We start from the raw sequence: 26051 nt of genomic DNA, 5'->3' as shown, positions 1-26051 counted from the left end.
GTTAGGTTAGTTAAATCGATTTTGTAGGTAAGTAAATACTGCACGAATACCTAGAGCTTCACCACCCGCAGGACGCCCGGGTAATGCTCGTAAGTTCCATGCCATTACATCAAAATGAACCCATGGTGTATTTGGCTCTACAAACTCTTTCAAATAAAGCGCAGCGGTAATTGCGCCACCAAATGGCGTACTTGAACAGTTAGTCATATCAGCCACATCGCTTTTCAAAAATGGGGTGTATTGCTCGAATAACGGCAATTGCCAAACAGGGTCGTTAACTTGCATACCCGAGTCCATAATCGCATTAGCTACCTCACGTTCCGTTGAGAAAAAGCCTGGCAGTTCTGTTCCTAAAGCAACACGACATGCACCGGTTAAAGTAGCGAAATCAATAATTAGTTCAGGCTCATCGTTTTGTGCTTCGCTTAGTGCATCACACAGAACTAGTCGCCCTTCTGCATCAGTATTATCTATTTCGACCATAATACCTTTACGTGTTTTTATTACATCGCCTGGGCGAAATGCATTACGCGAAACGGCATTCTCAACCGCAGGGACTAACACCCGAAGACGTATTGGTAAGTTAGCGGCCATAATTAGTTGAGCTAAGGCAATAACATGTGCTGCCCCACCCATGTCTTTTTTCATGTTACGCATGCCTGAACTTGGTTTTAAATCCAGTCCACCTGAGTCAAAACATACACCTTTACCTACTAATGTAATTTGTGGCGCATCAACCGCCCCCCACTTCAAATCGAGTAAACGCGGTTTGTTTTCACTTGCACGGCCTACCATATGAATAGTTGGATAATTTTGTTCTAATAGCTCATCGCCTACCCATTGGGTAAACTCGCCGTCGAATGTATCAGCTAAATCGCTCATTACTTGTGATAAGTGCTGCGGCATCATATCGGCAGCGGGGGTATTTACTAAATCACGGGCTAGATTAATTGCATCTGCTTGTTGTTTTACTTGTTCATATAATGTTTTATCAGCAATGCCAAGCTGAGCTTTAGCTGTGGCTTTTTGTTTATACTCACTGAACTCATAACCACCTAACACAAACCCTAAAGCAAGTTGAGAAACTAACGATTCATCACCCTGAATTTGATAGCAGCCTTTAGGTAATTTACTTGCAAGCTCGCCAGCGGCCCAAAAATCATCAGCTCGTTGCATAATACAAAATACTTGGCTTAGTTCACCCGTTTCTGCGTTTGGTATTAACGCCAGTCCTGACTTTTCAAAATCGGTATTTGCAAGCCACTGCTGCACAAAGCTCGGTTGCTGAGTAAGCCAGTCTGTTAATTCATTTTTAACAATAAAAGATAGAGGGATACCTGAAGAGGTATGACAAAGTAAAGCGCTCATTAATGACTCACATAATAGAAATTGATACCCTAGCATAACAATAAGCACTATTAAAAGGTATAGCTAATTATACCCTAACTAGCTTACTTCTTTTCGGGAGGAGTTGAGTCTTGCTGTTGGTTTTGTTGAGTAATTTCTTGATCAATTTCTTTCATAGTCTTATTCATACTAAAAGAGCTCGGCAATACATCAACACCCACAAACTGCCCTAGCTTAACAACCAATGGAATAGTTAATGGTGCAAAGGGTAATAACGCAAAAATGCCTAGCCCCAACCCTTTTAATATATCAACAAACTGCTCATTGGCGCGTTTTAGCTCTGCTTTGTTTGTTTGCCCTTGAGTATAACGCTTGTAGGTTATTAGCATCTCTTTGGTTTCTTGCCTTTCTTGAGCAAGGGCTATTTTAAGCGCCACCATAGCACGGCGAAAACGCAGTTGCTGTCGCTTTTTACTAATTTTAGCAACCCGCCAGGGGGCACGATGAATGACTTTATATAATCGCATAGCCTGTATTCTCACACAGCGCTCTAAGTTCACAAAGAATAATTTACACGCTTTGTTCAATCATTTATTCTAAGTGTCCTTTTTTCCACTTTTGTAATAAAAAATGCAAAAAAATCGCCCCGACACCAAACCCGAAAGACCAAAATCTGATGAATGTTGTGGCGGCGGCAGTTGCTGCCCTTGTGTGTGGGATGAATATAAAGAAAAGCTGGCAGCGTGGAAAAAACATCATGGTGAAAATATCAACAGCAAATCAATTTAATTCAGTAATATAAAATGACTAAATTAACTTATTTAGTTAGTCATTATGTATCAATGTCTGTTTTTTCCTCCTTTTCTCGCCCTAGCTGCAATTAACTCTGCGTTATTTTTAGATAAATCATTTGTTTCAACTTGTTAAATAGTGGTTAATTACCCATTGCCCTCTTTAGTTTTTTTATCTATAGTCTATTCGAGGACTCACAGGAGGTGCGCTTAATTAATTAAGCTTTTAGGAGTGAGTTAGCTATATTTGCTCCCCATTGAACGTGAAATGTCCACAATAATAAGTCAGTAATAGACTATACAAATTAATTCTAACTGGGGATATTTAGAATGAAATTAAAAAGCAATACGCTTCAACAGGCGATCAAATTTGCTCTAGCAACAACAGCCGCAGGCTTGTTTGTTTCTGGTTCAGCAATTGCTCAAGAAGAGCAAACCGAAGTTAAAGTAAACAAAAACGTAGAAAAAATTGCCGTAGTTGGTACGCGCTCTGCGCCACGCTCTATTGGTGACTCACCTGTTCCTATCGACATTATCGGTGGTGAAGAGCTTAGCAAATCAGGTAATACTGATATGCTAGAGCTGTTAAAAGGGGCTATTCCTTCTTTAAACGTTCACTCAATGCCAATTAGTGATGCCGCTTCACTAGTGCGCCCTGCAAACCTACGCGGACTACCTTCAGATAGCACATTAATTTTACTTAACGGCAAACGTCGTCATCGCGCTTCAGTTATTGCCTTTTTAGGTGGTGGTATTAATGATGGTGCGCAAGGTGCCGACATTTCAGTTATTCCAAGTATTGCATTGAAACAAGTAGAAGTACTTCGCGATGGTGCCGCTGCACAATATGGTTCTGATGCGATTGCTGGGGTTTTAAATTTCCAACTTAAAGATGCCTCGGAAGGCGGGTCATTTGAAGTTCGTAAAGGCCAATATTACGAGGGCGACGGTGATACAACCCAAATTTCAGGTAATGTGGGTTTACCGTTTACCGATAGCGGTTTTGCAAATTTAAGCTTTCAGTACAAAACAGCCGATGCGACCAGCCGTTCAGTTCAACGCTACGATGCAACTCAACTTATCAAGGCTGGAGTACCAGACATTGCTCCGATCACTCAAGTATGGGGTGCACCAGAGGTAGATGACGACATCTCTATCTTTGGTAATGTTGGCTTAGAGCTTACTAATGACTCACAATTTTATATGTTTGGTAACTATTCTGAGCGTGATGTACGTGGTGGTTTTTATTACCGTAACCCGCATACTCGCCCTGGTGCATACTCAAACGATGGTGGCGAAACACTCCTTGTTGGTGATTTAACCGGCGACATGAGCGGTAATTGTCCAACAATCATGATTGATGACAACGTTCTTGATAACCCTGACTACATTAATGGCGTAGCAAACAACCCTGATTGTTTCGCATTTAACGAAATGCTTCCGGGCGGTTTTACACCAAACTTTGGTGGTAATATCACAGATACGTCACTCACTATTGGTACTAAAGGTGAGTTTACTGGCGGCTTTTTAGAAGGCGCTTACTATGACCTAAGCGGTACTGTAGGGTATAACGAATCTCGCTACTTTATATACGACACAATCAATGCATCGTTGGGTCCAGATAGCCCGCGTGATTTTAGCCCAGGTAAATATGAACAATTAGAGAAAAACTTTAATTTTGATATTTCAAAGGGTTTTGACTTTGACTTAGCTTACGATGTAAACATTGCCGGTGGTTTAGAGTGGCATGAAGAAACCTTTACCGTGGTATCAGGCGATGAAGCTTCGTTTATAGCTGGCCCACTAACTGATCAAGGTTTTGGTATTGGTTCTAACGGTTTCCCTGGATTTAAACCATCAGATGCAGGCGAATACGACCGTCGAAACTATGCAGCTTACATTGATATTGAAGCGCCATTCACTGAAGAGTTCTTAATGGGCTTAGCGCTTCGCTACGAAGATTACGATACCTTTGGTTCAACCACTAACTATAAGTTAATGGGTCAATACCACCTTACTGATGATCTGAATATTCGTGGTTCAATTAGTACTGGTTTTCGTGCACCTACCGTAGGCCAAGCGAATGTTAGTAACGTACAAACTAACTTAAGCAGCGGTGTATTAGTAGACTCAGCGCTATTACCACCTACAAACCCAATTGCTATTCAGCTTGGTGGTACTGAACTTGAGCCTGAGGAATCACAAAGCTATACCTTTGGTGCGGTATACACCATAGGCGATTTATTCTTAACAGTTGATTACTACAACATCCAAGTAGATGATCGTATTAGCCAATCAGATAAAATTGAACTTAGTCAAGCTGATAAAGACACGCTCGAAGCTGCCGGTGTACCTAACGTACAAAACTTAGCGCAAGTTAGTTTCTTTACCAATGACTTTGATACCACTACTCAAGGTGTTGACTTAGTGGCTAACTACTCAGCTGAATTATTCAATGGTAGTTCTACATTTAGCTTAGCGTACAACTGGAATGAAACAGAAGTAACACGCTCAAGTGATATCACAGGTGCGTTTAAAGTAAGTCGTCTTGAAAATGACTTACCTAATCACCGCGCAACACTGAGCTGGGCACAGCAATGGGAAAGCTTTTCAGCATTTTCTCGTCTTAACTACTTTGGTGAGTACCAAGGTGTTCACGTAGATTATGATGAAACCGCTAAAATAGCTGATGCAGCAGTAACATTAGATGTTGAAGTAACTTACTTTATGAATGACTCAATCAGTTTCTCAGTCGGTGCACAAAACCTACTGGACCAAGAAGCAGAGAAACTTGATTTTACCGTAGCACCTAATAACAATTGGGGTGGTAAGTACTACGAAACTTCTCCATACGGTATTAATGGTGGTTTTTACTACGCTAAAGCAACCTATACTTTCTAAAGTGTGTTAACAACAAAAAAGGCGAAATGTGTAATGCATTTCGCCTTTTTATTGGCTCTAAGATGCCTATTTACTCGCATTTTTTATGGCGTTAGGGTTATAGTAAATAAAAAGAATATTAGTTGTATTATGCTACTAAAAAAAGCAAATGAGTTATTATCACAAAACAAGCTTAGAGAAGCTGAGTTTCATTTCAAAACGCTTTTACAATCAGAGCCAGACAATGGTGACGCCCTATTTGGTCTAGGTAAGGTCGCATTGCGTTTAGAACAATTTGATGCCGCTGTGTATATACTACAACGGGCGTGTCAGCATCTACCCTATGTATTAGAACCCTTATATGCACTAAGTGATGCATTTAATGCGGTCAACTCCCCTGAAGATGCGCAAAAAGTACTCGAATACGCAACCAGTATTGCTACAGAAAACCCAGACACTCATTATTATTTAGCTCAGCACTATTTAAACTTTGGCGAGCTTGATAAAGCGCAGGCCACATTTGAGGAGGCATTAAAGCTTGGGATAGCACCGGTTACGGCTTATGTTTTATTTGAATTGGTACAATTAGGGCGCTTTAATAAAGCAAATAATTACATTGATCAGTTACACCATTTTTTAACGCAAACAAATAACCTACGCTTAAAAATGGTCTGTTATTATGCTTTAGCTAAAAGTTACGACAAGTTAGATGATACTGATCAAGCATTTAATTACTTTGTTATTGCCAATCAGCAACAACGTAAACTCAGTGAATTTAATACTGAGGATTTAATTGAGTTTTATGATCAACTTATTGAATATAACAATGAAAGTGTGCTCAATTTAGCAAACCTAAATAAGCAGTATCCTGTTACGCCCGTGTTTATTATTGGTATGCCACGAAGCGGCTCAACCCTACTTGAGCAAATGTTATCAGGGCACAGTCAATGGGCAACGCTTGGAGAAGACACCAGTATTAGTAGTAAGGTAGTTGCTTTTTTAGAACATAAAACAAGATTACGCTACCCTCAATGTTTAGCTAAACTAACAACGCCTTTAATTAACCAAGCCAGAGATATTTATTTAGAAACGTTAAGCTCTTTTGGGGGCAACTGCCCATTTGTGATCAATAAACTGCCGAGCAACTACCAAAACTTAGGGCTAATTTATATTTTATTCCCAGATGCTAAGTTTATTAACCTGACCCGTAACTTTCATGCAACCGCCTTTTCAGTGTTTACTAATTACTTTGCTGAAAACGAACCCTATTTTTGTGATTTAAATGAGTTTACTTTGTATCATCAGCTTTATGAAAAACTAATGAGCCATTGGCAGCAGTTTAACCGCTTAGCTATTTATAATTTAAGTTATGAGCAGCTAATTGAAAATCCAAAGGAACAATTAACCGCACTATTGAGTTTTACGGGCTGCGAATTTGAACACACTTGTTTAGACTTTTACAAGAATAAAAGCGCAGTTACAACGCTTAGTAAACATGCCATCAGGCAACCTGTAAATAACAAAAGCCTTGATAAGTGGCAGCGTTATGAAGCACCTTTACTTAGTTTGCTCTCGTTGCCTCAAACCAATTAAGCACATCCATAAACTGCTCTTGGCGTGCCTGTGGGTGAGTAAGCATATTAATATGATCGTAATCTACTTTGTGCCCAAAGCGGCGGCCATATATTTGCATTTTTTGCACCCCAGTACCTGACTCATCAATAAACTTTTGAATATCGATAGGCTGTGCCAATGCTTTATCTTTTACTGCCGCAATATGTAACGTTGGAGGAAGCGTAAGGCTTGCTAATGTTTTAGCGTAATCAAAGCCGTCATCACTGTCTATCCATGGCTTTTGCTTAGCCCACTGCATACTTTGATAATGCGACTTTTGAGTTTCGTCATCACTGCCCCACTTTAAGCGTTTTGCCGGTAAATAACCGTGTTTTTTCGCTAAAATTGGTGCCATAAAATACCAAATCAAATTGGCCTGAAATAACTTTTTAGGGTGGTTATTAAATAGCGAACGCTTTGAACCAAAATAGGCACACGCTTTTACATCGTTTATCAGCTCAGGAAAGCGAGCAAACACGCTATTAAGCAACACCCCACCCCAAGAATGAGCAACTAAAAAGTCAGGTTTTTTACTCTCTAACTGTTCAATTTTCTCAATAAATGCCGGAATATCTTCAACAATCGCCTCAGTTTGTCCATACCGTGCTTGCTTACAAATAGCAGGTTTACTTTCACCACGCCCGCGTAAATCAGCTACGTAACAACAATACCCTTGTTCAGCTAAAAAAGGCGCTAACCCTTTATTGCTATGAGTGTAAAATATTTTGCCATTTTCTACCGCGCCATGAATTAATAGCACCACAGGCCCACTTGGCTGCTGGTTGGCGATACGACGCAAATGCAGTGTTTGATGGTCACCTAATTTAATAAAAACAGACTCTTGAGTAACTGCCAAAGCGAATTCCTTATAATTGCTAACAACTCATCCTACCAGTAATAACTGGTAAGCCAAAGGGAAAATTATGCACTTTTTCTGTCTGTATTTGTTACTATTGGCTTTTATTCCTGTTGTTAAAAAAGCCTCATGAAAGCAAAATCAACTCGTTCTAAATTACATCCGCGCAATCAACACAAAAATGGTTACGATTTTAATTTGCTTACCTCGCAAACCCCTTCGTTAACTGCTTTTTTAATTACGACTCCAACAGGCAATCAAAGTATTGATTTTAGTAATAACTTAGCTGTAAAAACCTTGAATCAGGCGTTATTAAAAAGTCATTACAACATTAACTTTTGGGACATTCCTGAGCACAACTTGTGCCCACCTATTCCAGGTAGAGTAGATTATATTCATTACTTAGCTGACTTACTCAGCGAAGATAATCAGCAGGTTATTCCCACTGGCCGACAAATTAAAGTGCTTGATATAGGCACTGGCGCTAACTTAGTTTACCCGCTAACGGGCAATAGCGAATACCAATGGCACTTTACTGGCAGCGACATAGACTCTGCAGCAATAAAAATAGCCAAGCAGCTCGCTCAGTTCAATAATCTAAAAATAACGCTTAAACAACAAAAAAATCCCGAGCATATTTTTAAAGGGGTGGTTAATGCGAAAGATTTGTATCATTTAACGATGTGTAACCCGCCATTTCACGCCAGTGCAGAAGAAGCCAATAAAGGCAGTGAACGTAAATGGAAAAACTTAGGCAAAGCGCCTTCGCAAGCACTTAATTTTGGCGGACAAAGTAATGAGCTGTGGTGTGAAGGTGGTGAGCTGGCCTTTATTTCTACTATGATCAAAGAAAGCAGGGATCACAGTGACCAAGTAATTTGGTTTACCTCGTTGGTTTCTAAAAAAGAAACTCTAGCAGCCTTAGAAGCACAGCTAAAACAACAGCCTATTAGTGAATTTAAAATTGTTGAAATGGCACAAGGACAAAAAGTCAGTCGCTTTATTGCATGGAGCTATTTTGATAAAGCCACCCGAGAACAAATTTGTGAAGAATTAGTATAAAGCCACTTAAGGACACCCCATGATAGATTTTCGCTCAGATACAGTAACAAAACCGTGCAGCAAAATGCGGGATATTATGTATCATGCCCCCGTCGGCGACGACGTTTATGGCGATGATGAAAGTGTAAACCAATTAGAAGCTTATGCTCGATTACGCTTTAATGTGCAAGATGCACTTTTTTGTAGCTCAGGCACACAAACAAATCTGCTTGCATTAATGGCCCATTGTGAACGCGGCGACGAGTATATATGTGGCCAAAGTGCTCATAACTACAAGTTTGAAGGCGGTGGTGCTGCTGTTTTAGGCTCTATTCAGCCACAGCCTATTGAAAATGAAGCCGATGGTAGTCTATGTTTTACTAAAATTGCTGCAGCAATTAAACCCGATGATAGCCACTTTGCAAAAACCCGCCTGTTAAGCCTTGAAAACACCATAGGTGGTAAAGTACTCGGTATTGATTATTTACTCAAAGCACGCGAATTTGTTAACCAACATAACTTAGCACTGCATTTAGATGGCGCTCGCGCTTTTAATGCCGCTGCCGAGCTTAACGTTGATATTAAAGAAATAACCCAACATTTTGACTCTGTATCTATTTGCTTATCAAAAGGATTAGGTGCACCTGTTGGTTCATTATTGCTTGGTTCAACAGCATTGATAGCCAAAGCTAGACGCTGGCGAAAAGTGCTTGGCGGCGGTATGCGCCAAGCGGGTATATTAGCTGCTGCGGGGCAATATGCTTTAGAAAATAACACTCAACGTTTAGTCGATGACCACGCTAATGCACGTTATTTAGCAAAGCAGTTAAATAACGTGGCAGGTTTTAATGTAAACATGAGTAATACCACAAACATGGTTTACGCTACGTTTGATAACAGCATAAACATCACAAAACTAGCAGCCGATTTAAAAGCACAGGACATTGTGTTTAGCCCAAGTAAGCAACTTAGGCTAGTAACCCACTTAGGTATTACCAAAGCGGATATAGATACCTTTATTAAAGCCTTAACGGCCCATATTTAACGCGGCTTTATAATGTTTGCGGCACACCGATTCATAACGGTCGTTGCCGCCAATTTCTACTTGGTTGCCATCGGCAATAGCCTCGCCATTTTCATCGGTACGTAATACGTGATTTGCTTTACGCCCACAATGACACACCGTTTTAAGCTCTATTAACTTATCAGCCCAAGCAAGTAAATATTGCGAGCCACTAAATAACTCTCCTCTAAAGTCGTTTCTTAAGCCGTAACACAATACGGGAATACCTAATTCATCGACTACATCGGTTAACTGCATAACTTGATCTTTAGATAAAAACTGACATTCATCCACGAGTACACAATGGCGTTTTTTATCACTATTGAGCGATTTAATTAGCTCGTATACGTCTTTATCCGCATCATAAATATGTGCATCTGCTTGAAGGCCTATACGTGAGGATACTTTGCCCACTCCTGCTCTATCGTCAATGGCAGCCGTGAGGATCACCGGCTCCATACCGCGCTCTTTATAATTAAACGCTGATTGTAATAAAGTGGTTGATTTACCTGCATTCATTGCAGAGTAGTAAAAGTATAATTGCGCCATGGCCGTGCCTTCAAATAAAAAGTGCGCTTATGCTACCCTAAAGTGCAGAGAATACAAATTTGGAAACGCTATTTTATTTATTTTGCTTCGTGCTCTAGTAACCATTGCTTACGCTCTAGGCCACCAGCATAACCAGTTAGCTTTTTATTTGCACCAATGATGCGGTGACACGGCACAATAATACTGATTGGGTTTTTGCCATTTGCAGCCCCCACCGCCCTCACTGCTTTAGGATTATTTAATTGTATGGCAATATCTTTATAGGTTGCCACTTTAGCAAACGGTACGCTTTGTAATGCCTGCCATACGCTTTGCTGAAATGGCGTGCCGCCAGTATCAAGCTCTAAATCAAACTCAGTACGCGTATGAGCAAAATACTCATTAAGCTGCGCCACACAAGATAAAACATGTGAATTAGTCACCTTATTTAAAGGCGTACTGATACAACTAGTCGGTGGATAAAACCCCACATAACTAATACCGTTTTCAGTTGCCTGAATAATAATATCGTCAATCGGGCTGGGTAAACTGGTTTGCACTATCATAATTGCTGCCAAAGTTGAAAAGTTAAGTAAGATCGAAATGGTGCACAGTTCGCAGATTCAAACGAGCTTGCTGCAGCTTGGGCTTTTTTAACCCCTAAATCGCCATCAAGTAAAATATCGGGTTGGCTTTGACCGCGCAGTTTTGCGTAATTAACCGTCCAAGGGCCAATTCCTTTTAAAGTAAGCCATTGGTCTAAATCATCTTCCTTGGGGTTAATAGCACAAAATTCAGCGAGATTATGCAGTGCATTTTTACGTGCCTGCGGCATTTTAAAAAAAGCAAAATCACTACCTGCCACTACTTCAGGTGTTGGAAAGTACACCTTTCCCTCTTGTTGCTCTGAAAGCTGTTGCACTAATTGAGTCACTAAATTATGCGCCGCAGTTACACTCACCTGCTGACCTAACACAGCGCGAATACCCGCTTCAAAGGTTGACCAAATACCCGGTAACCTTAAGCCTTTAGTAAGTGGAAATGCATTATTAATGTGTTCGCTTAAATGCGCCTCAATTAAATAAGTATCTGCATCTAAATCAAGTACACGGCGAATGTTGTTAATAACTGGCTGTAAATATTGCGTATTATCTATATCAATTTGCACCCGAAAATGATGTTTATCTGCAATAAATTCAGCATTAAAGCGGCCTCTACACGATTTATAAGTAAAAGTACGCCCATAACTGGTTGGCGTTAACCACTCTATTGGCTCTATAAGTCGTTTTGCTAAAAACCCATGCAATGCTTGCCAGTTATATGGCGGTCGAAAAGGCAAAATTAAGGTGAGCCCAAGATCAGTTGAGTGCTTGGCGGTTCTGAGCGCTGAGGGCGCGATATTAAGTTGTTTTAAAAAAGCATCATTGAATCGTCGCACACTTTTAAAGCCGGAAGCAAACGCTATCTCGGTAAGCGGTAAGCTGGTTTCTTGAATCAATTTTTTTGCAAAATGGCATTGATTAAATAACCGATATTGAGTTACTGAAAGACCAAAATATTGAGAAAAAAGCCGCCTTAAATAGCGGCTGCTTATTCCTAAACGCGCAGCAAGCACTTCACAATCGCACTCGTTATATTGATCAATTAACTGCTTAGCACGCAATGCTGTGGTTTTTGATCCCAGCCAAACAGCACTACCTGGTGCGCTATCGGGCCTGCAACGAATACAAGGCCTAAACCCTGCTTGCGCAGCAGAGTGCGCAAACTGATAGTAGGTTACATTTTTTTCGTGCGCAGTGGGCGCGGGGCAAATTGGCCGACAATAAATACCTGTGGTTTTTACCGCTACATAAAAAAGCCCATCAAAACGCGCATCGCGGCTCTGACGCGCTTTTTGCCAATGCTGATTAACCATAAATTGCTCTTATAAATTATGTAGCGCTTAGCTTAACAAAAACTAGGTATATTACTGGCCATATTCGGCACTAGGGTCTGTTAACCTTTGCGGATTAAAATTTGTTCAAACTAGGGGCGGTTTAATCGCGGCGCGAGGTTTGTAACCTAGTGGGCTAAGTAAAAACCGAGCAACAAAGAGTAAATCGCCCCTAGGCAGAACCCGAAGGGCAGCGCCTGTTTGGCATTGATGCTGCGTTATCGCCTATTTATGGGGAATAACCACACCACTTAGGCGCTGCCTTGCCTAAATACCAAACAGACTGCTGCAAATTTAACCTTAAAAGGTCAACAGACCCTAATCTTTGTTTGCAAAATCAATCAATGCTTGGCCCGTTAAACGATATATAATCCATTCATTCTGTGGCTCAGCACCCATGCTATTATAAAAATCAATCGCGGGTTTATTCCAATCAAGCACTACCCACTCAAAGCGGCCACAGTCTTTGCTTATTGCTCTGTTTGCCAGCTCTTTCATGATAGCTTTACCGGCACCATTTCCACGGCTATCTGGGCTAACATATAAATCTTCTAAATAGAGACCATTCTTACCTAACCAAGTAGAGTAGTTGTAAAAATACACCGCAAAACCAATCGGCTCACCATCTTGTAAACAAATTAAACTATGCGCTGTTGCGCCGTCGCAAAAAAGTGTATCTAAAATTGCTTGTTCATTGGTTTTAACTGCATCTGGCTCTTTTTCGTAAATGGCAAGCTCATTAATAAAATGCAGAATTGTTTTTGCATCACTTGGCTGTGCATCGCGAATTTCTATTGCTGTGTTCATTGTTATTAACCCTTCAAAACGACTTTTATGCCTATTAAATTTAAAATAAAAAGTGCCTAAATAATTATGATAACTTAAGCCATTAATATATTTATTTATACCCTAGCATATCGTTTTTATATTCAATACGTAACTATCACGGGGTTATTTAAATTTAGCCATTACGATATCTAAAAAACAAATTAAAACAGCGCTTTTATAAATGGTAAAAAGTTGTCATTATGGGTAAAAAGTAAAGCAATAAGGGAGTTTAACTAGAATGGGTCATGGTCACTCACATAGTCACGTTGATGATAACCAAAGTGATAAACAGCTCACCCTTGCCGTATTTATAAATGTTTTACTGACTGCAGTGCAAGTTGTTGGTGGCGTATTTTCTGGCAGCCTTTCATTAATTGCCGATGCATTACATAACCTAAGTGATGCGGCCTCTATTTTTATTGCCCTCGTTGCCCGAAAAATTGGCAATAAACAGGCTGATACAACCCATCATTTTGGCTACAAACGCGCAGAAATACTAGCAACCCTTTTTAATAGCACTACGTTAATAGTGATCGGGGGTTATTTAATTTTTGAAGCCATAAATGGTTATTTAAACCCCCAACCAATTAACGGTTGGATTATTGTATGGGTTGCCGCAGTAGCGCTACTCGTTGATTTAGTCACTGCGTTATTAACCTTTAAAGCCGGCGCTAAAAATAACATGAATATAAAGGCGGCGTTTATTCATAATGTATCTGATGCAATGGCATCAATAGTCGTTATTATTGCCGGTACTTTAATCATTTTATACCAGTGGTATGTAGTTGATTTAATAGCGACCATTTTAATATCACTGTACGTTATTTATCACGGCGTGTTATTACTGAAAGCCAGCTGCAGCATTTTAATGCAAGCAGCACCCATTGATTTTGATCAGCAACTTATAAGCAAGAAATTACTGCAACAGTTTGCTATTACGCAAATAAAATCAATAAAAGCGTGGCAACTGGACGATACTACCACTCACTGTGAAATTGTGATGCAAACAGATACCCCTATTGAGCTTAATGCCATAAAACACTATTTACATGATGAATTTGCAATTGAACACTGCGTAATTGAGTGTTGTTCACCTTAGTTTGATTATACAAATTACTTTGTAATTAAAGCTAATCGCATCTTTATTTTTATGCCTTGTGCAACAAAACGCAGAAGGCCTGCTAACAATAATCAACTGCCGTTACGAGCATCTATTTTAACGCAACGTTATGTTTGACCACCTATAGCTTGCAATAGCATACATGCAAATAAAAACAATTATCATTAACCTTGCGTTTACTTTAAATTACTCTTAATATTGCGCCCATCATTAATACAACTAAAACCATTCAAACGAAGGACCCGCATGTTTAAAACATCTCTGAGCTTAATAGCATTAATAGTCAGTGGCGCCAGTATTGCAGACGAATCAACGATCCAAAGAAATTTAAATCAAACAGAAATGGAGCACGTTATTGTTTCGGGTAGTCGTGTTTTTGAAAGTATTGATGAGGTCCCTGCTTCCATAACTATTATTAGTCAAAAGCAAATAGAAGCGCATTTAAAAGTTAATCCAGAATTACAAAGCCTTTTAGCACAAATGGTTCCCGGCCTTGCTCCAGATACTGGAAGCTCAAGTAATTCAGGACAAACTTTACGCGGGCGTGCCCCACTGATCATGATTGATGGCGTGCCACAGTCAACGCCACTGCGTAACGGATCATTAGGGGTAAAAACCTTAGATCCAAGCGCAATAGGTCGAATAGAGGTCATTAAAGGGGCAACGTCAATTTATGGTAACGGCGCATCAGGCGGAATTATTAACTATATTACCAAACAAGCACAAAGCGATGGCCAAACCCAAGGTGAAATAAGCTTATCGAGTCGTTTTAGTGCGGTAAAACTTGAAGAAAGCGCAGGCGCAAGGTTATCTGCAGCATTGAATGGTCGTGCCGATAAGTTTAGCTACTTAGTAACTGCAAGCTATGAAGAAAACGGTGTACAACGCGATTCGCAAGGCGATATTCTCGGTTTACAATATGGTTTATCTGATGCCGTTACACAAAATTACTTCACTAAGCTTGGCTATGACTTTGATGATGAAAAGCAACTCCAATTTAGTTATAACTACTTCAGTTCACAACAAAAAACCGACTTAGGCGATGTTGTTGGTGATATGAGCCTAAGAGAAAAAACCTACGCCATTCATGTGCCGTCAGAATTACAAAAGCAAGGTAAACCACAAGGGCCAGAAGGCAACGAAAATATAACCTTAAAATACACCGACTACGCACTGCTTGAAAACACACAAATGACGTTAGACCTCTATACGCAAGATATAGAAAATGTGTTTTTCTTCTCTCCAAACCTTGCCAATCCTGATGAGAATTATCAAGGTGGTCAATCAGTTATAAGTTCAGAAAAAAAAGGCGCCAGAGCAACTTTTAATACCCAGGTTGACTTTGACTCAGTTGAAGCGTCATTTATTTACGGAATTGATGCTTTAAATGATGTGACTGCACAACCGCTGGTTGATGGGCGTGTTTGGGTGCCAGAAATGGACATGAAAAGTGTCGCGGGCTTTTTACAAACTAAGTGGGTTATTGCTAATAACTTAATAATAAAGGCCGGTGTACGCAAAGAAAATATCGACCTTAGCGTAGATGATTATCGCACGCTTAAATTATGTAAAACGGCCACGCAATGCTCTGTGCCAATTAGCGTAAAAGGCGACACGGTTGATTACAATGCTACGACCTATAACGTGGGCATTAAATACAATCTAGATGAAAAATTCAGCCCCTTTTTAAACTACTCACAGGGATCTGATATATCAGATATTGGCCGCCTACTTCGCTCTGCCACAGTAAATGATATAGGCCTTATTCAAACACAAGCTTCAATTATCGATAATTATGAAATTGGTTTTAATTCTCAATTTGATGCAGTTCGTTTAGAAGTCGCAGCATATCGAAGCACCTCTGAGCTTGGCACTACAAACAAATTTAATGAAGTAACGGGTGTTTATGAACCGGTTAGAGCACCTCAAGAAATTTGGGGTTATGAAGCCTTAGTAGACTACACCATAAGCCCATCTCTTAAATTACTAGCAACTTATAGTTATGTAGAAGGTGAAAATACTGAAGCCGATATATATTTAGGCTCTAAGCAAATCAGCCCACCAAAAGCCACAGCCAATCTTAACTGGCAACCTACGGATACCCTATCATTAACATTAAGTTACTTGTATGTGGGTGATAGAAAGCGCTTTGAGCCTAATGATAATGGTAAATATGTTGGCGATCAGGGACCTGTCGATAACTACACGGTTTTTAATTTAAGTGGTCAGTATCAGTTTGCAGACAACTGGAAAAGTTTTATCGGGATAGAAAACCTATTTAACCAAGACTACTTCCCTGCCCGTGCGCAATCTTACACCTATGGTGGATACAACATTAAAGGTTTAGGTACCACGGCCACAGTGGGTGTTACTTATCAATTTTGATCACTTACGCGTTCATACTTTTACGGTATGAACGCGCTTATACCCTCAACTAACTTGCTGATCTAAAATACAAATAACAACCTGTCCGTTTATTAACCAGCAATGCAAACTTAAACGAGAATCAAACTCAATATTAACCATATGATTTATAAGTAAATTACTTGCAATTCTGTGCCTATATACTAGACTAGCCACAATTAGAATTTTTAGGATAAGCGCTATGAAAGGTAATCAAAAAGTAATCGACGCCTTCAATACATTGTTAGCTAACGAATTAGCTGCTATTGACCAGTATTTTATTCATTCTCGTATGTACGACGATTGGGGCTTAAACAAACTTTATGAGCGTCTTAACCATGAAATGGAAGAAGAAAAAGATCACGCTGATTGGCTAATCAAGCGTATTCTTTTTTTAGAAGGCGTACCAAACATGACTAAACGTCGTGATCTGTTAATTGGTGACGATGTAAAAAGCATGATGCAAAACGACTTAACCTTAGAACTTGAAGTGGTTGAGTGTGTTAAAGAGGTTATTGCTATCTGTGAACAACAGCAAGATTATCAATCTCGTGAAATTTTAGAAAAGCTATTATTTGATACCGAAGAAGATCACGTTTACTGGTTAGAGCAACAACTGGGTCTGATTGACAAAATTGGCACTCAAAACTATCACCAAGCTCAAATGGGCGAATAAGGACTTATATTATGAAAGGCGATAAAGACGTTATTGCAGCACTAAATAAAGTACTTGCTAATGAGCTTGTGGGTATTAACCAATACTTTTTACATGCACGCATGTTTAAAGATTTTGGTTTTAGTAAACTAGACAAAGCTGATTACAAAGTATCGATACAAAAAATGAAAAACGCCGATCGTTTAATTGAGCGTATTTTATTTTTAGAAGGCCTGCCGAACCTTCAAGATTTAGGACGCTTACGCATTGGTGAAAACAGCGAAGAAATGATTGCCGCTAACATGAGCTTTGAACTTGATACAGTAGACGAGCTTCGTGCTGCCATTAAACTAGCTGAAAGTAAAAAAGATTACATTAGCCGTGAAGCGCTCGACAACATTTTAAATGAGCAAGAAGAGCAAATTGATTGGCTAGAAACACAGAAACTACTGATCAAAAACACTGGGCTTGAAAACTACTTACAATCGCAACTGTAAGTTAAAGTTATAAATACAAAAAAAGCAGCTAAGGCTGCTTTTTTATGTTTAATTTTTAAATGTTATACCAATTCGTTTAGGTAGGCCTATTTATGTAGATTACTATTAAGCCACTTGATCGGTTATATCTGCAATTTGAATCAGTTTACGATTGAGGATCTTTTTAGTACAACAACAACACTTACCGCATTGGCTGCCCACTTTAAGCTCTTTAGTTAGCTCGCGCATGGTAGTAGCACCATCGTCGATGGTTTGCTCAATTTTTTTATCGGTCACACCGTGACAAAGACAAACATACATGAATACAAACAACTCTCAATTTCATTTAGTGGGTTTATATTAATCTAAACGAAAATAGTTATCAATTGGTTTTTAATCAAAAATTAAATTTTTTGCCTTTTTTGGCCAGCGCCACTTAAATTGAGAATTCGCGGCAAGTTGAGAATTGTTTGAATTTCATTCGAAGTATGGCACTTAAATTGAGATTTATTAACTAAAGTCTCGCCTTAAATTTAAGTAGGTTCAGGGTCTGTTGACCTTTCAAGGTTAAATTTGCAGCAGTCTGTTTGGTCTTTAGGCAAGGCAGAGTCTATGTGGTGTGGTTATTCCCCATAAATAGGCGATAACGCAGCATCAATGCCAAACAGGCGCTGCCCGAAGGGTTCTGCCTAGGGGCAATTAACTCTTTGTTGCTCGATTTTTACTTAGCCCACTAGGTTACAAATCTCGCGTCGCGATTAAATTCCCCCTAGTTTGAACAAATATTAATCCGTAAAGGCCAACAGACCCTAAGTTTAGGTAAATAGTTGAATGATTAAAATGAATTATATTAAGTCTAAAGAAGCCTTAATGTATAAATATAGGATTAGTGCGTGGGCTATTTCCGGTTTGTGCCATTTGCAGACAGTGGTAACGCCCAATTAAGGGGTGAGCCACGCTACCAGAACATTCAATTTGGACGCCGTAATCACTAAACTTGACCCGAAGTAAAAATGCCAAGCGTGGGGAATCCCTCTTAAATTGTTTGTTATGCGCTTACGCTACCTTCAAGAACTTGTGTAGCGATCTCACAGTTTACCTTGGCTCTATTCATTACTTCCTTACTTATGAATGCCTCTTTTTTAAACCCTAGCTTTTCTGATACTTCATTAATATTTTTTGACCTAATATAAATTAGATCCATTAAGTTATAGTACAAATAACCATGCTCTTTGTAATAACTCAACCCTGTGGAAGAGTAATACTCCAAGTACTTAACCAAGTTATTTTTATAAACATTAAACACATCAAAAGAAATTTTTAATTGAGTTTCAAGAAATGACTCTTTATCAGGCTGATAGATGAGCATTGTTTCTAATAAGACTCTATCATACCTCCAAGGGTTACGTTTAGTGTCATATTTATAGAATGTCAGATACCCACCATTTTTTACAGATTCTAAAATTGAATTATTAAATGTTCTGTTCTCATAAAGAAACTCATCTACGTCATTTATTGTTTGGATATCATATTTCATAGAGAGAGCATCCGTTTGACTTAACTGCCGAACTCGACGAACCCATTCAGTAGTTTCTTTCTGATGAGTAATTGTAGGATCTTCAGTCTTTGAGAACGAAACTTCGTCACTGGTAGCCTCTCGAACCATATGATCAACTTTGTAAAACGCTTTACATAATGACAATTGTTTAGGCGTACAGTACGCAGGGTTTCTTAAGTTTTTAAGATTAACCCCACTTTCTGAATAAGAAAGTGCAACTAACCTTGAGCAAAATTGCTGTTTAGTTGCGGGTTTCTTAAGTAATTCCCTAAGCCTTAACGTAGTAGCCTCAGGAATTGAATATAAAGAGCATGTTTTTGAGCGAGCAAAGTTACTGATATCTTCAACTTGAGATTCTGTCAGTTCTCCATCATAGCGATAGATCGCCACATGATCCTTTGAATCAAAAATAAGTCGCTGAGGGTTCTTAGAAAACACCCCAGACAAAGTTGCCTCGATCATTGTCCCACCAACATAAATAGCTGCATGAGAAAATTTTGAAAGAGTACCCAACCGGACTCCTTTGCTAACGATGCCTTTATCAGCGGTAAGGATTATATCTCCGGGCTCTAACTCTTTATAATTAATAATATACTTTTTAGACACATTGATATCCTCTAGACTTGAACTGTATGGTTGAGGTTTTTCAGGAGCACTCTGGCGCATAACAATTTAATAGTGCGCTCATCGCGCATATTTCTGCCGACTTAACGCTCATTTATCTACTTTATATAGTTTTAACAAATTACCTAAGGCATTACTATCACAAAGTTTTCTAAATTTTTTAGGTAAAGTTAAATGAACCAATATGCGGGCAGCGCTCATTTTCATTAATATATGCGCAAAGAGCAGTTTAACCAATCAATTAACTACGATATTCAGCCAGTCTCGATGACCGATTATCGCTCATACCCGAATTCTTTTGTAGCGAGCTAAGCTTAAACTCCATAAACACCGGAGTAAACTAAGCGTTTGGCATTGGTTTCTAAAAAATATGTTAATCCGCGCTACTTAGTTCTCATAAAATTATAATGGAGCTGTATCAATATTGATTTGATAAGGCTTACTGACAAAGTCAGCCATTTTTATACACTCCTTAACTGCAAATCCTCGTCCTTTGTAGCTTGCGAAAGCAACATGAGTATTATCAGTTAACACTGCATATAATCTATAGTTATGTGTGTAGCCTTTTCTTGGTATAGCTTTAAAACCTTTAATATCTGATAATTGATAAACACGTTTAAAAATAGTATATAAACTACTCGACTTTAATTCCAAGGTTTGTTTCGCGAGATCAAAACGACATACATAGCCACCAAACGAGCCACTCCAACCTAGCCAGCATATAAACCCAGATACCCATATCGGTAATGATTTTGCTTCATCAGAATTAAACACATTAATTAGCCCGATAAATAAAAAGAAACCACACAACAAAACTAGCAATAATCTAGTTAACCTTGGTTGTCGATAAATAGCTAGCTCACTAGATAGTTCTTTAAAATACATTACAGCACTCCGTATTTAACTAAGCCGGCAATGGCTGTAAAAACAAAAAATGGCAGGGATAATTTTATTAGCGATTTGCGATCCCATATTTCAATGAAAACAAGATCCTCTCTATTAAAATCTACATCTTCCAGATGAGAGTTTGAATTAGCTTTTGTGCTATCATGAGCAATTTGTGGTGAAATATCTAATTCGCTTTGAGCAAACCTTATCGGCGTTTTATTTGGCCAATCTGATATGGTTTCAGCAGCAATAATATTATATTTTTTATATAAAAACGAAATGAACATTTTAGCATCTGTATACTGTTTAAATTCATATAACTGATCAACAAACTTAATTTGATAAGGGCCTTGCGCGCCTATACTACTTAATTCAATTGATAGTGTATCAAACGATGTAATAACTTTACTTCTTTGAAAGTAACCCCATAATGCGGTTTTTAAATTAAGCTTTTTTTCTGTCCCGTTAAACTCTAAGCGGCTCTTTCGACCAAAAAGCAATATAGATATACTTAAAAAGAAGCTTGCAGAAATCGCGAAGAAAATACTTTCCCCTCCTTCGCTTGTTACTGTCATCACAATGCTAGTAATTCCAGGAATAAGCATAATAAACGCAAAAATTTTGCTTGTCATTTCGCGTCTTGAGGGCATTGTTGTATTACCACTTTGATCTGTTTTGAGAACTTTTTTTACAAGCTTGGATAGATTGTTATATTCCATTACTTCAACCTTAAAAAGTTAATTATTATCTTATTTACATTAACATAAAGTAGCTAAGTAAACCTTATCTCACGATACTCATATCGTTCCTTATACAGGAACCAAATTACTATTTACATCAAGTCAGGGAAATCTTAAATGCATTTGGTATAAAAAGGTGACCGTCCGGTTTTTGCTGTGAGTTCAGTCATTCAGGTATAACTCGTTTATGCCTAAAACGCTTTTGGGTAAATACTTTATAGGTGCCTTTAAGCTAATTTATACGTTCACTCATTTTAGAAAGACAATAGTTTTGTGCCACAATGCAACCGTTAAGCTAAAAGCTTATTACCATCATGAGGTAGTTAACTATCCCTAACGGATGAGTGTCATAGGATAGTTATTAAATCCGCTATATGCTTATTTAGTTGCTGTTGTTGGTAACTTTGTTGAGAAAAGCCCAGCCAGTGCAATAAATACAAACGATATCGCTAAACAAGCCGCTAACCCATATAGCTGAAAAATCCAGCCTGACAATACTGTACCAATCAAACGCCCCATCGCATTAGCCATATAGTAAAAGCCAACATCGAGAGAAACACCGTCGGCATCTGCCATGCTAACAATCAAATAACTGTGCAGCGATGAATTAATGGCGAACAGTACACCAAACAACATTAAACCAGCGATGAGTACTGTTTTTACTTGCCAATTAAAATACAGGGATAAGGCTATACCTAATGTAACCAGTGCCAGTAAACTCGCCCATTTGGTTGTTTCTGTAGCAGGCGAAAACCCTTCTTTGAGGTTCATTACATTAGGTGCGATAGATTGTACGAAACCGTAACCAATCACCCATAGTGCCAAGAAGCCGCCTACCGTCCAATGATCCCAATTAAAGGCTTGCGACAAAAATACGGGCAGTGCAACCACAAACCAGACATCACGGGCACCAAACAAGAATAGTCGTGCAGCCGACAAGAGGTTAATTGAACGACTTTTTGAGAATATATCGGTGAACTTAGGTTTGCTCTTCGCTTTTCCTAAATCACTTTTTAAAGCGTAAAGGCTGTAACACCATACAAGTGCCAATACACCTGCCATCAGCAACACTGCACCTTTAAACGAAAATAAGGTTAACAGTAAACCACCCAAGAAAAAGCCAACGCCTTTTAAAGCATTTTTGGATCCTGTTAATATAGCTACCCATTTGAAAAGCGTGCCTTCTTGCCCATCGGTAACCAACGACTTGATAGCACTTTTAGCACTCATTTTATTTAAGTCTTTGGCAATACCAGAAAGCGCTTGGGCAATCATCATATATACAACTGTTAACCATTCAGAGGGAACAGCTAGCATGAGCAAGGCAACAATTTGAATAGCTAAACCAATGTTCATGGTTTTATTTAGCCCTAAACGAGCACCTAAGAAGCCGCCAATCAAGTTGGTTACAACGCCAAAGATTTCATAAAACAAAAACAGCATAGCAATACTAAGCGGGCTATACCCTAACGCATGGAAATGAAGCACTACTAACATACGTAGTGCGCCATCCGTTAAGGTAAATGCCCAATAGTTGCCTGTGACCACGAGGTATTGTTTAATATCGTCTGATAATGATGCCAAGCGCTTCATAGTGTCACATTACCCTTTTATTGATAGACCAACTTTGCGAGTAAGCTCAGCTGTTCTATTCGCGTATCCCCACTCGTTGTCATACCATGTATACAGCTTCACCTGAGTGGTGTTGACGACCATTGTTGATAGCGCGTCGATAATGCTTGAACGCGGGTCAGTTTTATAATCAATTGACACTAGCGGCTTTTCTTCATAGCCCAAAATACCTTTTAACTCGCCTTCAGCCGCTTCTTTCATCCAAGCGTTAATTTCAGCTTCAGTTGTTGGACGCTCAACTTCAAATACACAATCAGTTATTGATGCATTTGCCAGTGGTACACGAACGGCGTGACCATTTAATTTGCCTTTTAATTCAGGGAAAATATGGGTAATAGCCGTTGCTGAGCCTGTAGTGGTTGGAATAAGACTCATGCCACAGGCACGCGCTCTACGCAAATCTTTATGCGGTGCATCTAAAATGGTTTGAGTATTAGTTATATCGTGGATGGTTGTCATTGAACCATGTTTGATACCGATTTTATCCTGTAATACTTTTATCACTGGTGCTAAGCAATTTGTGGTGCAAGACGCTGCTGTAACAATAGCATGTTGTTCAGCATTATAAATGTGGTCATTAACACCCATCACTACATTGAGTACGCCTTCTTCTTTCACTGGCGCAGTGACCACTACTTTCTTAACACCTTGATCTAAATAGGCTTGCAGCAGATCGGTTTTTTTCATTTTACCTGATGCTTCAATGACGACATCACATTCAGACCAATCCGTATCGTTAATTGCTTGATTTTGAGTGACCCGAATAGCTTGACCGTTGATTATGACATTATTGTCATCATTAGATACATCATGTGACCAAGTGCCATGCACTGAATCGTACTTTAATAGGTGTGCCAGTGTTTCTGCGTTGCCAGCAGGATCGTTGATTTGCACAAACTCAATATTTTGCCAACCAAAGGCTGCTCTAAGCGTTAATCGGCCCATGCGGCCAAAACCGTTAATACCAATTTTAATTGTCATAGTTAAACTCCTACTTTTTGATATTCATTAAAAAATGAAAGTTGCACAGGATTAGAAAGCGCCTTAGGGCGTACTTTCTGTACTTGGTTAATAATGCTTGTCTTGTTGTAACCTAACTCATACATCAGTATGCCAATCACTAAGCCCGTGCGACCTGAACCGCCTTTACAGTGCACAGCTATCGTGCCCTGATTACACAAAATAGCTAACACGTCATTAAGGTGAGATTTGAACGCCGTTGCAAAGCCATCATTAGGCGCATCATCATCTAAAATAGGTAACTGAAACCATTTTATGCCTTGTTCGCTACAAACTTGAGGAAGTGTTTCGGCCTCGTTTTTCTTTATTTCTGCGTCATACATCAGAGTGACAATCGCTTGTGCTCCCGCATCTTTGAGTTGCTTTACCGATGTTGTTAAATCAACCTCTTTCGTTCCTGGGCATGGCGTAAATATAAAACTGGCGCCATTATCAAGTGTCAGTTTGTCATAAGGGTGAGTTTGCATAAGAGTCCTCTTAATTATTCGTTAAACCAATGTTTTGTTCTGTTTACAATCGCGACGAGAGATAGCATCACAGGCACCTCTACAAGAACGCCAACCACGGTTGCTAGCGCTGCACCTGAATGCAAGCCAAAAAGAGAAATCGCTATAGCTACAGCCAACTCAAAGAAATTTGATGTACCAATTAAGCACGATGGAGCTGCAATGTTATGTTTAAGCTTGATTTTTAGCGCAATAAAATAGGCAATGATGAAAATGCCATACGTTTGAATAACCAACAGCAATAGATATCGCGACCCAAAAAGATAAATAGCGTTCAAAAAATCCCATAATGATCCTCCCTAGTTACAGCAGCTTGCTACACGCGTGGGACGATCACCCATCGCATTTAATCTGGCTAGCTCTTGTTCAATGAAAATGGGATCATTCACTACCGTTGATGTAATAGTTTGCTTCATCCACTCTGGTAGTGTTGGATTGATCGAATAAAAAACCCATTGCTGGTGTTTTCTATCGGATAAAATGCCCGTTTTTCTGAGTTGTGCTAAGTGACGAGAAACTTTAGGTTGACTCTCTTCACTCAGAGCAGTCATTAGCTCACAAACACATGCTTCACCTTCAACAGCAATAATTAATAGACTTTTCAAACGAATATCATCAGCTAGCGCTTTGTAAAAAGTAGTTGGTGTGATTGGCGCTGGTTTTTGCTTTTCTTTTGTTAGCAAAAACATTTTGAGCCGTTCATTTAGCTCTTGTAGTGTTTTTTCAAACGGGTTGGCTTCTTTGCGGGAACGAGGCTCAGGAAAATCCCATGCAAGGCAATTAGTGCCATTAACTCGACTATCGCATTCTTTGGCCGCTTTATCACACAGGGTAATAACAAAATCAAAATGGATATTGCTAACTTCATCAAGGTGTTTTGAGCGTAAACCATCGGTACGCAACCCAAAGTGTTCAATAGCTGATAGCGTTCGGCTGTCCACATTATTTGGCTCAGTACCGGCGCTGTAAACCTCATACTCACCTTTACCATGATGTTTTAACAACGCCTCAGCCATGATAGATCTAGCCGAGTTTTCAGTGCACAAAAATAGAACTTTCATAACCACTCGCATAACAAATTTGTTATATAATAAATTTGTTATGCGGAAGGTGCAATAGTAATCGTTGAAAAAGAAATAAATAGGAATATTGTTTGAACGATACTGTCAGTCTTTACTCAATCATTTATTTTCATCACAGTTTAATGAACGCCTTTTTTAGAGTTAGTTTTCCATTATTAAATTGATGCTTAGAAACTCTGTTGGGTGGCGTCTTCGGCTTAACCAACCTACCTTTTGCGTAGGTCGAATAAGTGGCGAAGCCATGCGTTCCACAATCACCTTGGCAATGAGAGTCCGCGAAAAATACTAGAATACGAAACACCTGCGGAACGATTTAAGCTGTATGTTGCATAGAATGGTTGAACTCACAGCGCTAAGCGGAACTTCAATCAAAACATAAGAATTATTAAACCTAAATATTTTATTGTAAAAACTCAGTAAAATTTTTTATTCATATTATACTTTTTTATCATTGCTCTAATTTTGG

At 39.2% G+C, this 26051-nt stretch carries 24 protein-coding genes and 1 pseudogene; 9 read left to right on the top strand and 16 right to left on the bottom strand.

The window, feature by feature from the left end:
- Positions 1-6: 6 nt before the first annotated feature.
- Together QL989_RS13870 and QL989_RS13865 are read right to left on the bottom strand one after the other, a co-directional pair.
- Entirely contained in the window at positions 7-1368 is a 1362-nt protein-coding gene (locus QL989_RS13870; RefSeq protein WP_290170812.1) for a leucyl aminopeptidase family protein, read from the bottom strand.
- Between the two features lie 83 nt (positions 1369-1451).
- Positions 1452-1874 (bottom strand): hypothetical protein, encoded by a 423-nt coding sequence (locus tag QL989_RS13865; RefSeq protein WP_198522719.1) that lies wholly within the window; start codon positions 1872-1874, stop codon positions 1452-1454.
- 103 nt (positions 1875-1977) lie between these two features.
- On the opposite strand from QL989_RS13865, the gene QL989_RS13860 reads away from it, so the two are divergent.
- The 3 genes from QL989_RS13860 to QL989_RS13850 all read left to right on the top strand — a co-directional run bounded on the left by QL989_RS13860 (position 1978) and on the right by QL989_RS13850 (position 6611).
- Positions 1978-2136 (top strand): oxidoreductase-like domain-containing protein, encoded by a 159-nt coding sequence (locus tag QL989_RS13860; protein ID WP_138606804.1) that lies wholly within the window; start codon positions 1978-1980, stop codon positions 2134-2136.
- A 332-nt stretch (positions 2137-2468) separates the two neighbouring features.
- Positions 2469-5039, top strand: a complete 2571-nt coding sequence (locus QL989_RS13855; protein ID WP_290170810.1) for a TonB-dependent receptor — start codon at positions 2469-2471, stop codon at positions 5037-5039.
- 129 nt (positions 5040-5168) lie between these two features.
- Complete coding sequence (locus QL989_RS13850) at positions 5169-6611, top strand: tetratricopeptide repeat-containing sulfotransferase family protein (RefSeq protein WP_290170809.1); 1443 nt, start codon at positions 5169-5171, stop codon at positions 6609-6611.
- On the opposite strand, the gene QL989_RS13845 is transcribed toward QL989_RS13850, so the two are convergent.
- The gene (locus QL989_RS13845; protein ID WP_290170808.1) at positions 6580-7488 is read right to left on the bottom strand and encodes an alpha/beta fold hydrolase; all 909 of its coding nucleotides are present in this window, start codon (positions 7486-7488) and stop codon (positions 6580-6582) included. The genes QL989_RS13850 and QL989_RS13845 overlap by 32 nt on opposite strands.
- Before the next feature lie 129 nt (positions 7489-7617).
- Here QL989_RS13845 and rlmF point away from each other — a divergent pair, with 129 nt between their 5' ends.
- Together rlmF and ltaE are read left to right on the top strand one after the other, a co-directional pair.
- Positions 7618-8550 (top strand): 23S rRNA (adenine(1618)-N(6))-methyltransferase RlmF, encoded by a 933-nt coding sequence (rlmF, locus tag QL989_RS13840; RefSeq protein WP_290170807.1) that lies wholly within the window; start codon positions 7618-7620, stop codon positions 8548-8550.
- 19 nt (positions 8551-8569) lie between these two features.
- Positions 8570-9574: a low-specificity L-threonine aldolase gene (gene ltaE / locus QL989_RS13835; RefSeq protein WP_290170806.1), complete on the top strand. Its 1005-nt coding sequence runs from the start codon at positions 8570-8572 to the stop codon at positions 9572-9574.
- Here the strand turns inward: ltaE and QL989_RS13830 are convergent.
- The 4 genes from QL989_RS13830 to QL989_RS13815 form a co-directional block, all read right to left on the bottom strand.
- A complete protein-coding gene (locus tag QL989_RS13830) occupies positions 9557-10141 on the bottom strand; it encodes a thymidine kinase (protein WP_008112278.1) in 585 nt (194 codons plus the stop codon). The two genes, ltaE and QL989_RS13830, sit on opposite strands and share 18 nt — an antisense overlap.
- Positions 10142-10218: 77 nt before the next feature.
- Entirely contained in the window at positions 10219-10686 is a 468-nt protein-coding gene (locus tag QL989_RS13825) for a methylated-DNA--[protein]-cysteine S-methyltransferase (RefSeq protein ID WP_290170805.1), read from the bottom strand.
- Positions 10683-12035, bottom strand: coding sequence for an AlkA N-terminal domain-containing protein (locus QL989_RS13820; RefSeq protein WP_290170804.1), 1353 nt, complete (start codon positions 12033-12035; stop codon positions 10683-10685). Before QL989_RS13820 ends, QL989_RS13825 begins: the two co-directional genes overlap by 4 nt.
- Before the next feature lie 336 nt (positions 12036-12371).
- Complete coding sequence (locus QL989_RS13815; RefSeq protein ID WP_178957355.1) at positions 12372-12860, bottom strand: GNAT family N-acetyltransferase; 489 nt, start codon at positions 12858-12860, stop codon at positions 12372-12374.
- A 259-nt stretch (positions 12861-13119) separates the two neighbouring features.
- Here QL989_RS13815 and QL989_RS13810 point away from each other — a divergent pair, with 259 nt between their 5' ends.
- From QL989_RS13810 to bfr (QL989_RS13795), 4 genes are all read left to right on the top strand, one after another.
- On the top strand, positions 13120-13980 hold the full coding sequence (locus QL989_RS13810; RefSeq protein WP_290170803.1) for a cation diffusion facilitator family transporter: 861 nt from the start codon (positions 13120-13122) through the stop codon (positions 13978-13980).
- A gap of 267 nt (positions 13981-14247) precedes the next feature.
- A complete protein-coding gene (locus tag QL989_RS13805; RefSeq protein ID WP_290170802.1) occupies positions 14248-16386 on the top strand; it encodes a TonB-dependent receptor in 2139 nt (712 codons plus the stop codon).
- 220 nt (positions 16387-16606) lie between these two features.
- A complete protein-coding gene (bfr, locus tag QL989_RS13800; RefSeq protein ID WP_013463107.1) occupies positions 16607-17080 on the top strand; it encodes a bacterioferritin in 474 nt (157 codons plus the stop codon).
- Positions 17081-17091: 11 nt separating this feature from the next.
- The gene (bfr, locus tag QL989_RS13795; RefSeq protein ID WP_290170800.1) at positions 17092-17556 is read left to right on the top strand and encodes a bacterioferritin; all 465 of its coding nucleotides are present in this window, start codon (positions 17092-17094) and stop codon (positions 17554-17556) included.
- 105 nt (positions 17557-17661) lie between these two features.
- Here bfr (QL989_RS13795) and QL989_RS13790 read toward each other — a convergent pair whose 3' ends face one another.
- The 9 genes and pseudogenes from QL989_RS13790 to QL989_RS13750 form a co-directional block, all read right to left on the bottom strand.
- A complete protein-coding gene (locus tag QL989_RS13790) occupies positions 17662-17856 on the bottom strand; it encodes a (2Fe-2S)-binding protein (RefSeq protein WP_010389142.1) in 195 nt (64 codons plus the stop codon).
- Positions 17857-18583: 727 nt separating this feature from the next.
- Positions 18584-19699, bottom strand: a complete 1116-nt coding sequence (locus QL989_RS13785; RefSeq protein ID WP_290170799.1) for a YiiX/YebB-like N1pC/P60 family cysteine hydrolase — start codon at positions 19697-19699, stop codon at positions 18584-18586.
- A gap of 420 nt (positions 19700-20119) precedes the next feature.
- Entirely contained in the window at positions 20120-20602 is a 483-nt protein-coding gene (locus QL989_RS13780) for a hypothetical protein (RefSeq protein WP_198522731.1), read from the bottom strand.
- Complete coding sequence (locus QL989_RS13775; RefSeq protein ID WP_290170798.1) at positions 20602-21324, bottom strand: hypothetical protein; 723 nt, start codon at positions 21322-21324, stop codon at positions 20602-20604. The genes QL989_RS13780 and QL989_RS13775 overlap by 1 nt, the downstream gene beginning before the upstream one ends.
- Positions 21325-21723: 399 nt before the next feature.
- On the bottom strand, positions 21724-22938 hold the full coding sequence (gene arsJ / locus QL989_RS13770; protein ID WP_290170797.1) for an organoarsenical effux MFS transporter ArsJ: 1215 nt from the start codon (positions 22936-22938) through the stop codon (positions 21724-21726).
- A 9-nt stretch (positions 22939-22947) separates the two neighbouring features.
- The gene (locus QL989_RS13765; protein ID WP_290170796.1) at positions 22948-23958 is read right to left on the bottom strand and encodes an ArsJ-associated glyceraldehyde-3-phosphate dehydrogenase; all 1011 of its coding nucleotides are present in this window, start codon (positions 23956-23958) and stop codon (positions 22948-22950) included.
- A gap of 2 nt (positions 23959-23960) precedes the next feature.
- Positions 23961-24464 (bottom strand): dual specificity protein phosphatase family protein, encoded by a 504-nt coding sequence (locus QL989_RS13760; protein ID WP_290170795.1) that lies wholly within the window; start codon positions 24462-24464, stop codon positions 23961-23963.
- A gap of 14 nt (positions 24465-24478) precedes the next feature.
- Positions 24479-24739 (bottom strand): annotated as a pseudogene (locus QL989_RS13755) (arsenical-resistance protein); the annotation flags it as partial.
- Positions 24740-24802: 63 nt separating this feature from the next.
- Positions 24803-25564 (bottom strand): metalloregulator ArsR/SmtB family transcription factor, encoded by a 762-nt coding sequence (locus QL989_RS13750; protein ID WP_138606776.1) that lies wholly within the window; start codon positions 25562-25564, stop codon positions 24803-24805.
- Positions 25565-26051: the final 487 nt, after the last annotated feature.

Source organism: Pseudoalteromonas sp. APC 3224 (assembly GCF_030407535.1).
Lineage (GTDB): Bacteria > Pseudomonadota > Gammaproteobacteria > Enterobacterales > Alteromonadaceae > Pseudoalteromonas.
Note: the sequence above shows the minus strand (reverse complement) of the source record. Positions and strands in the feature narration are given on the sequence as shown.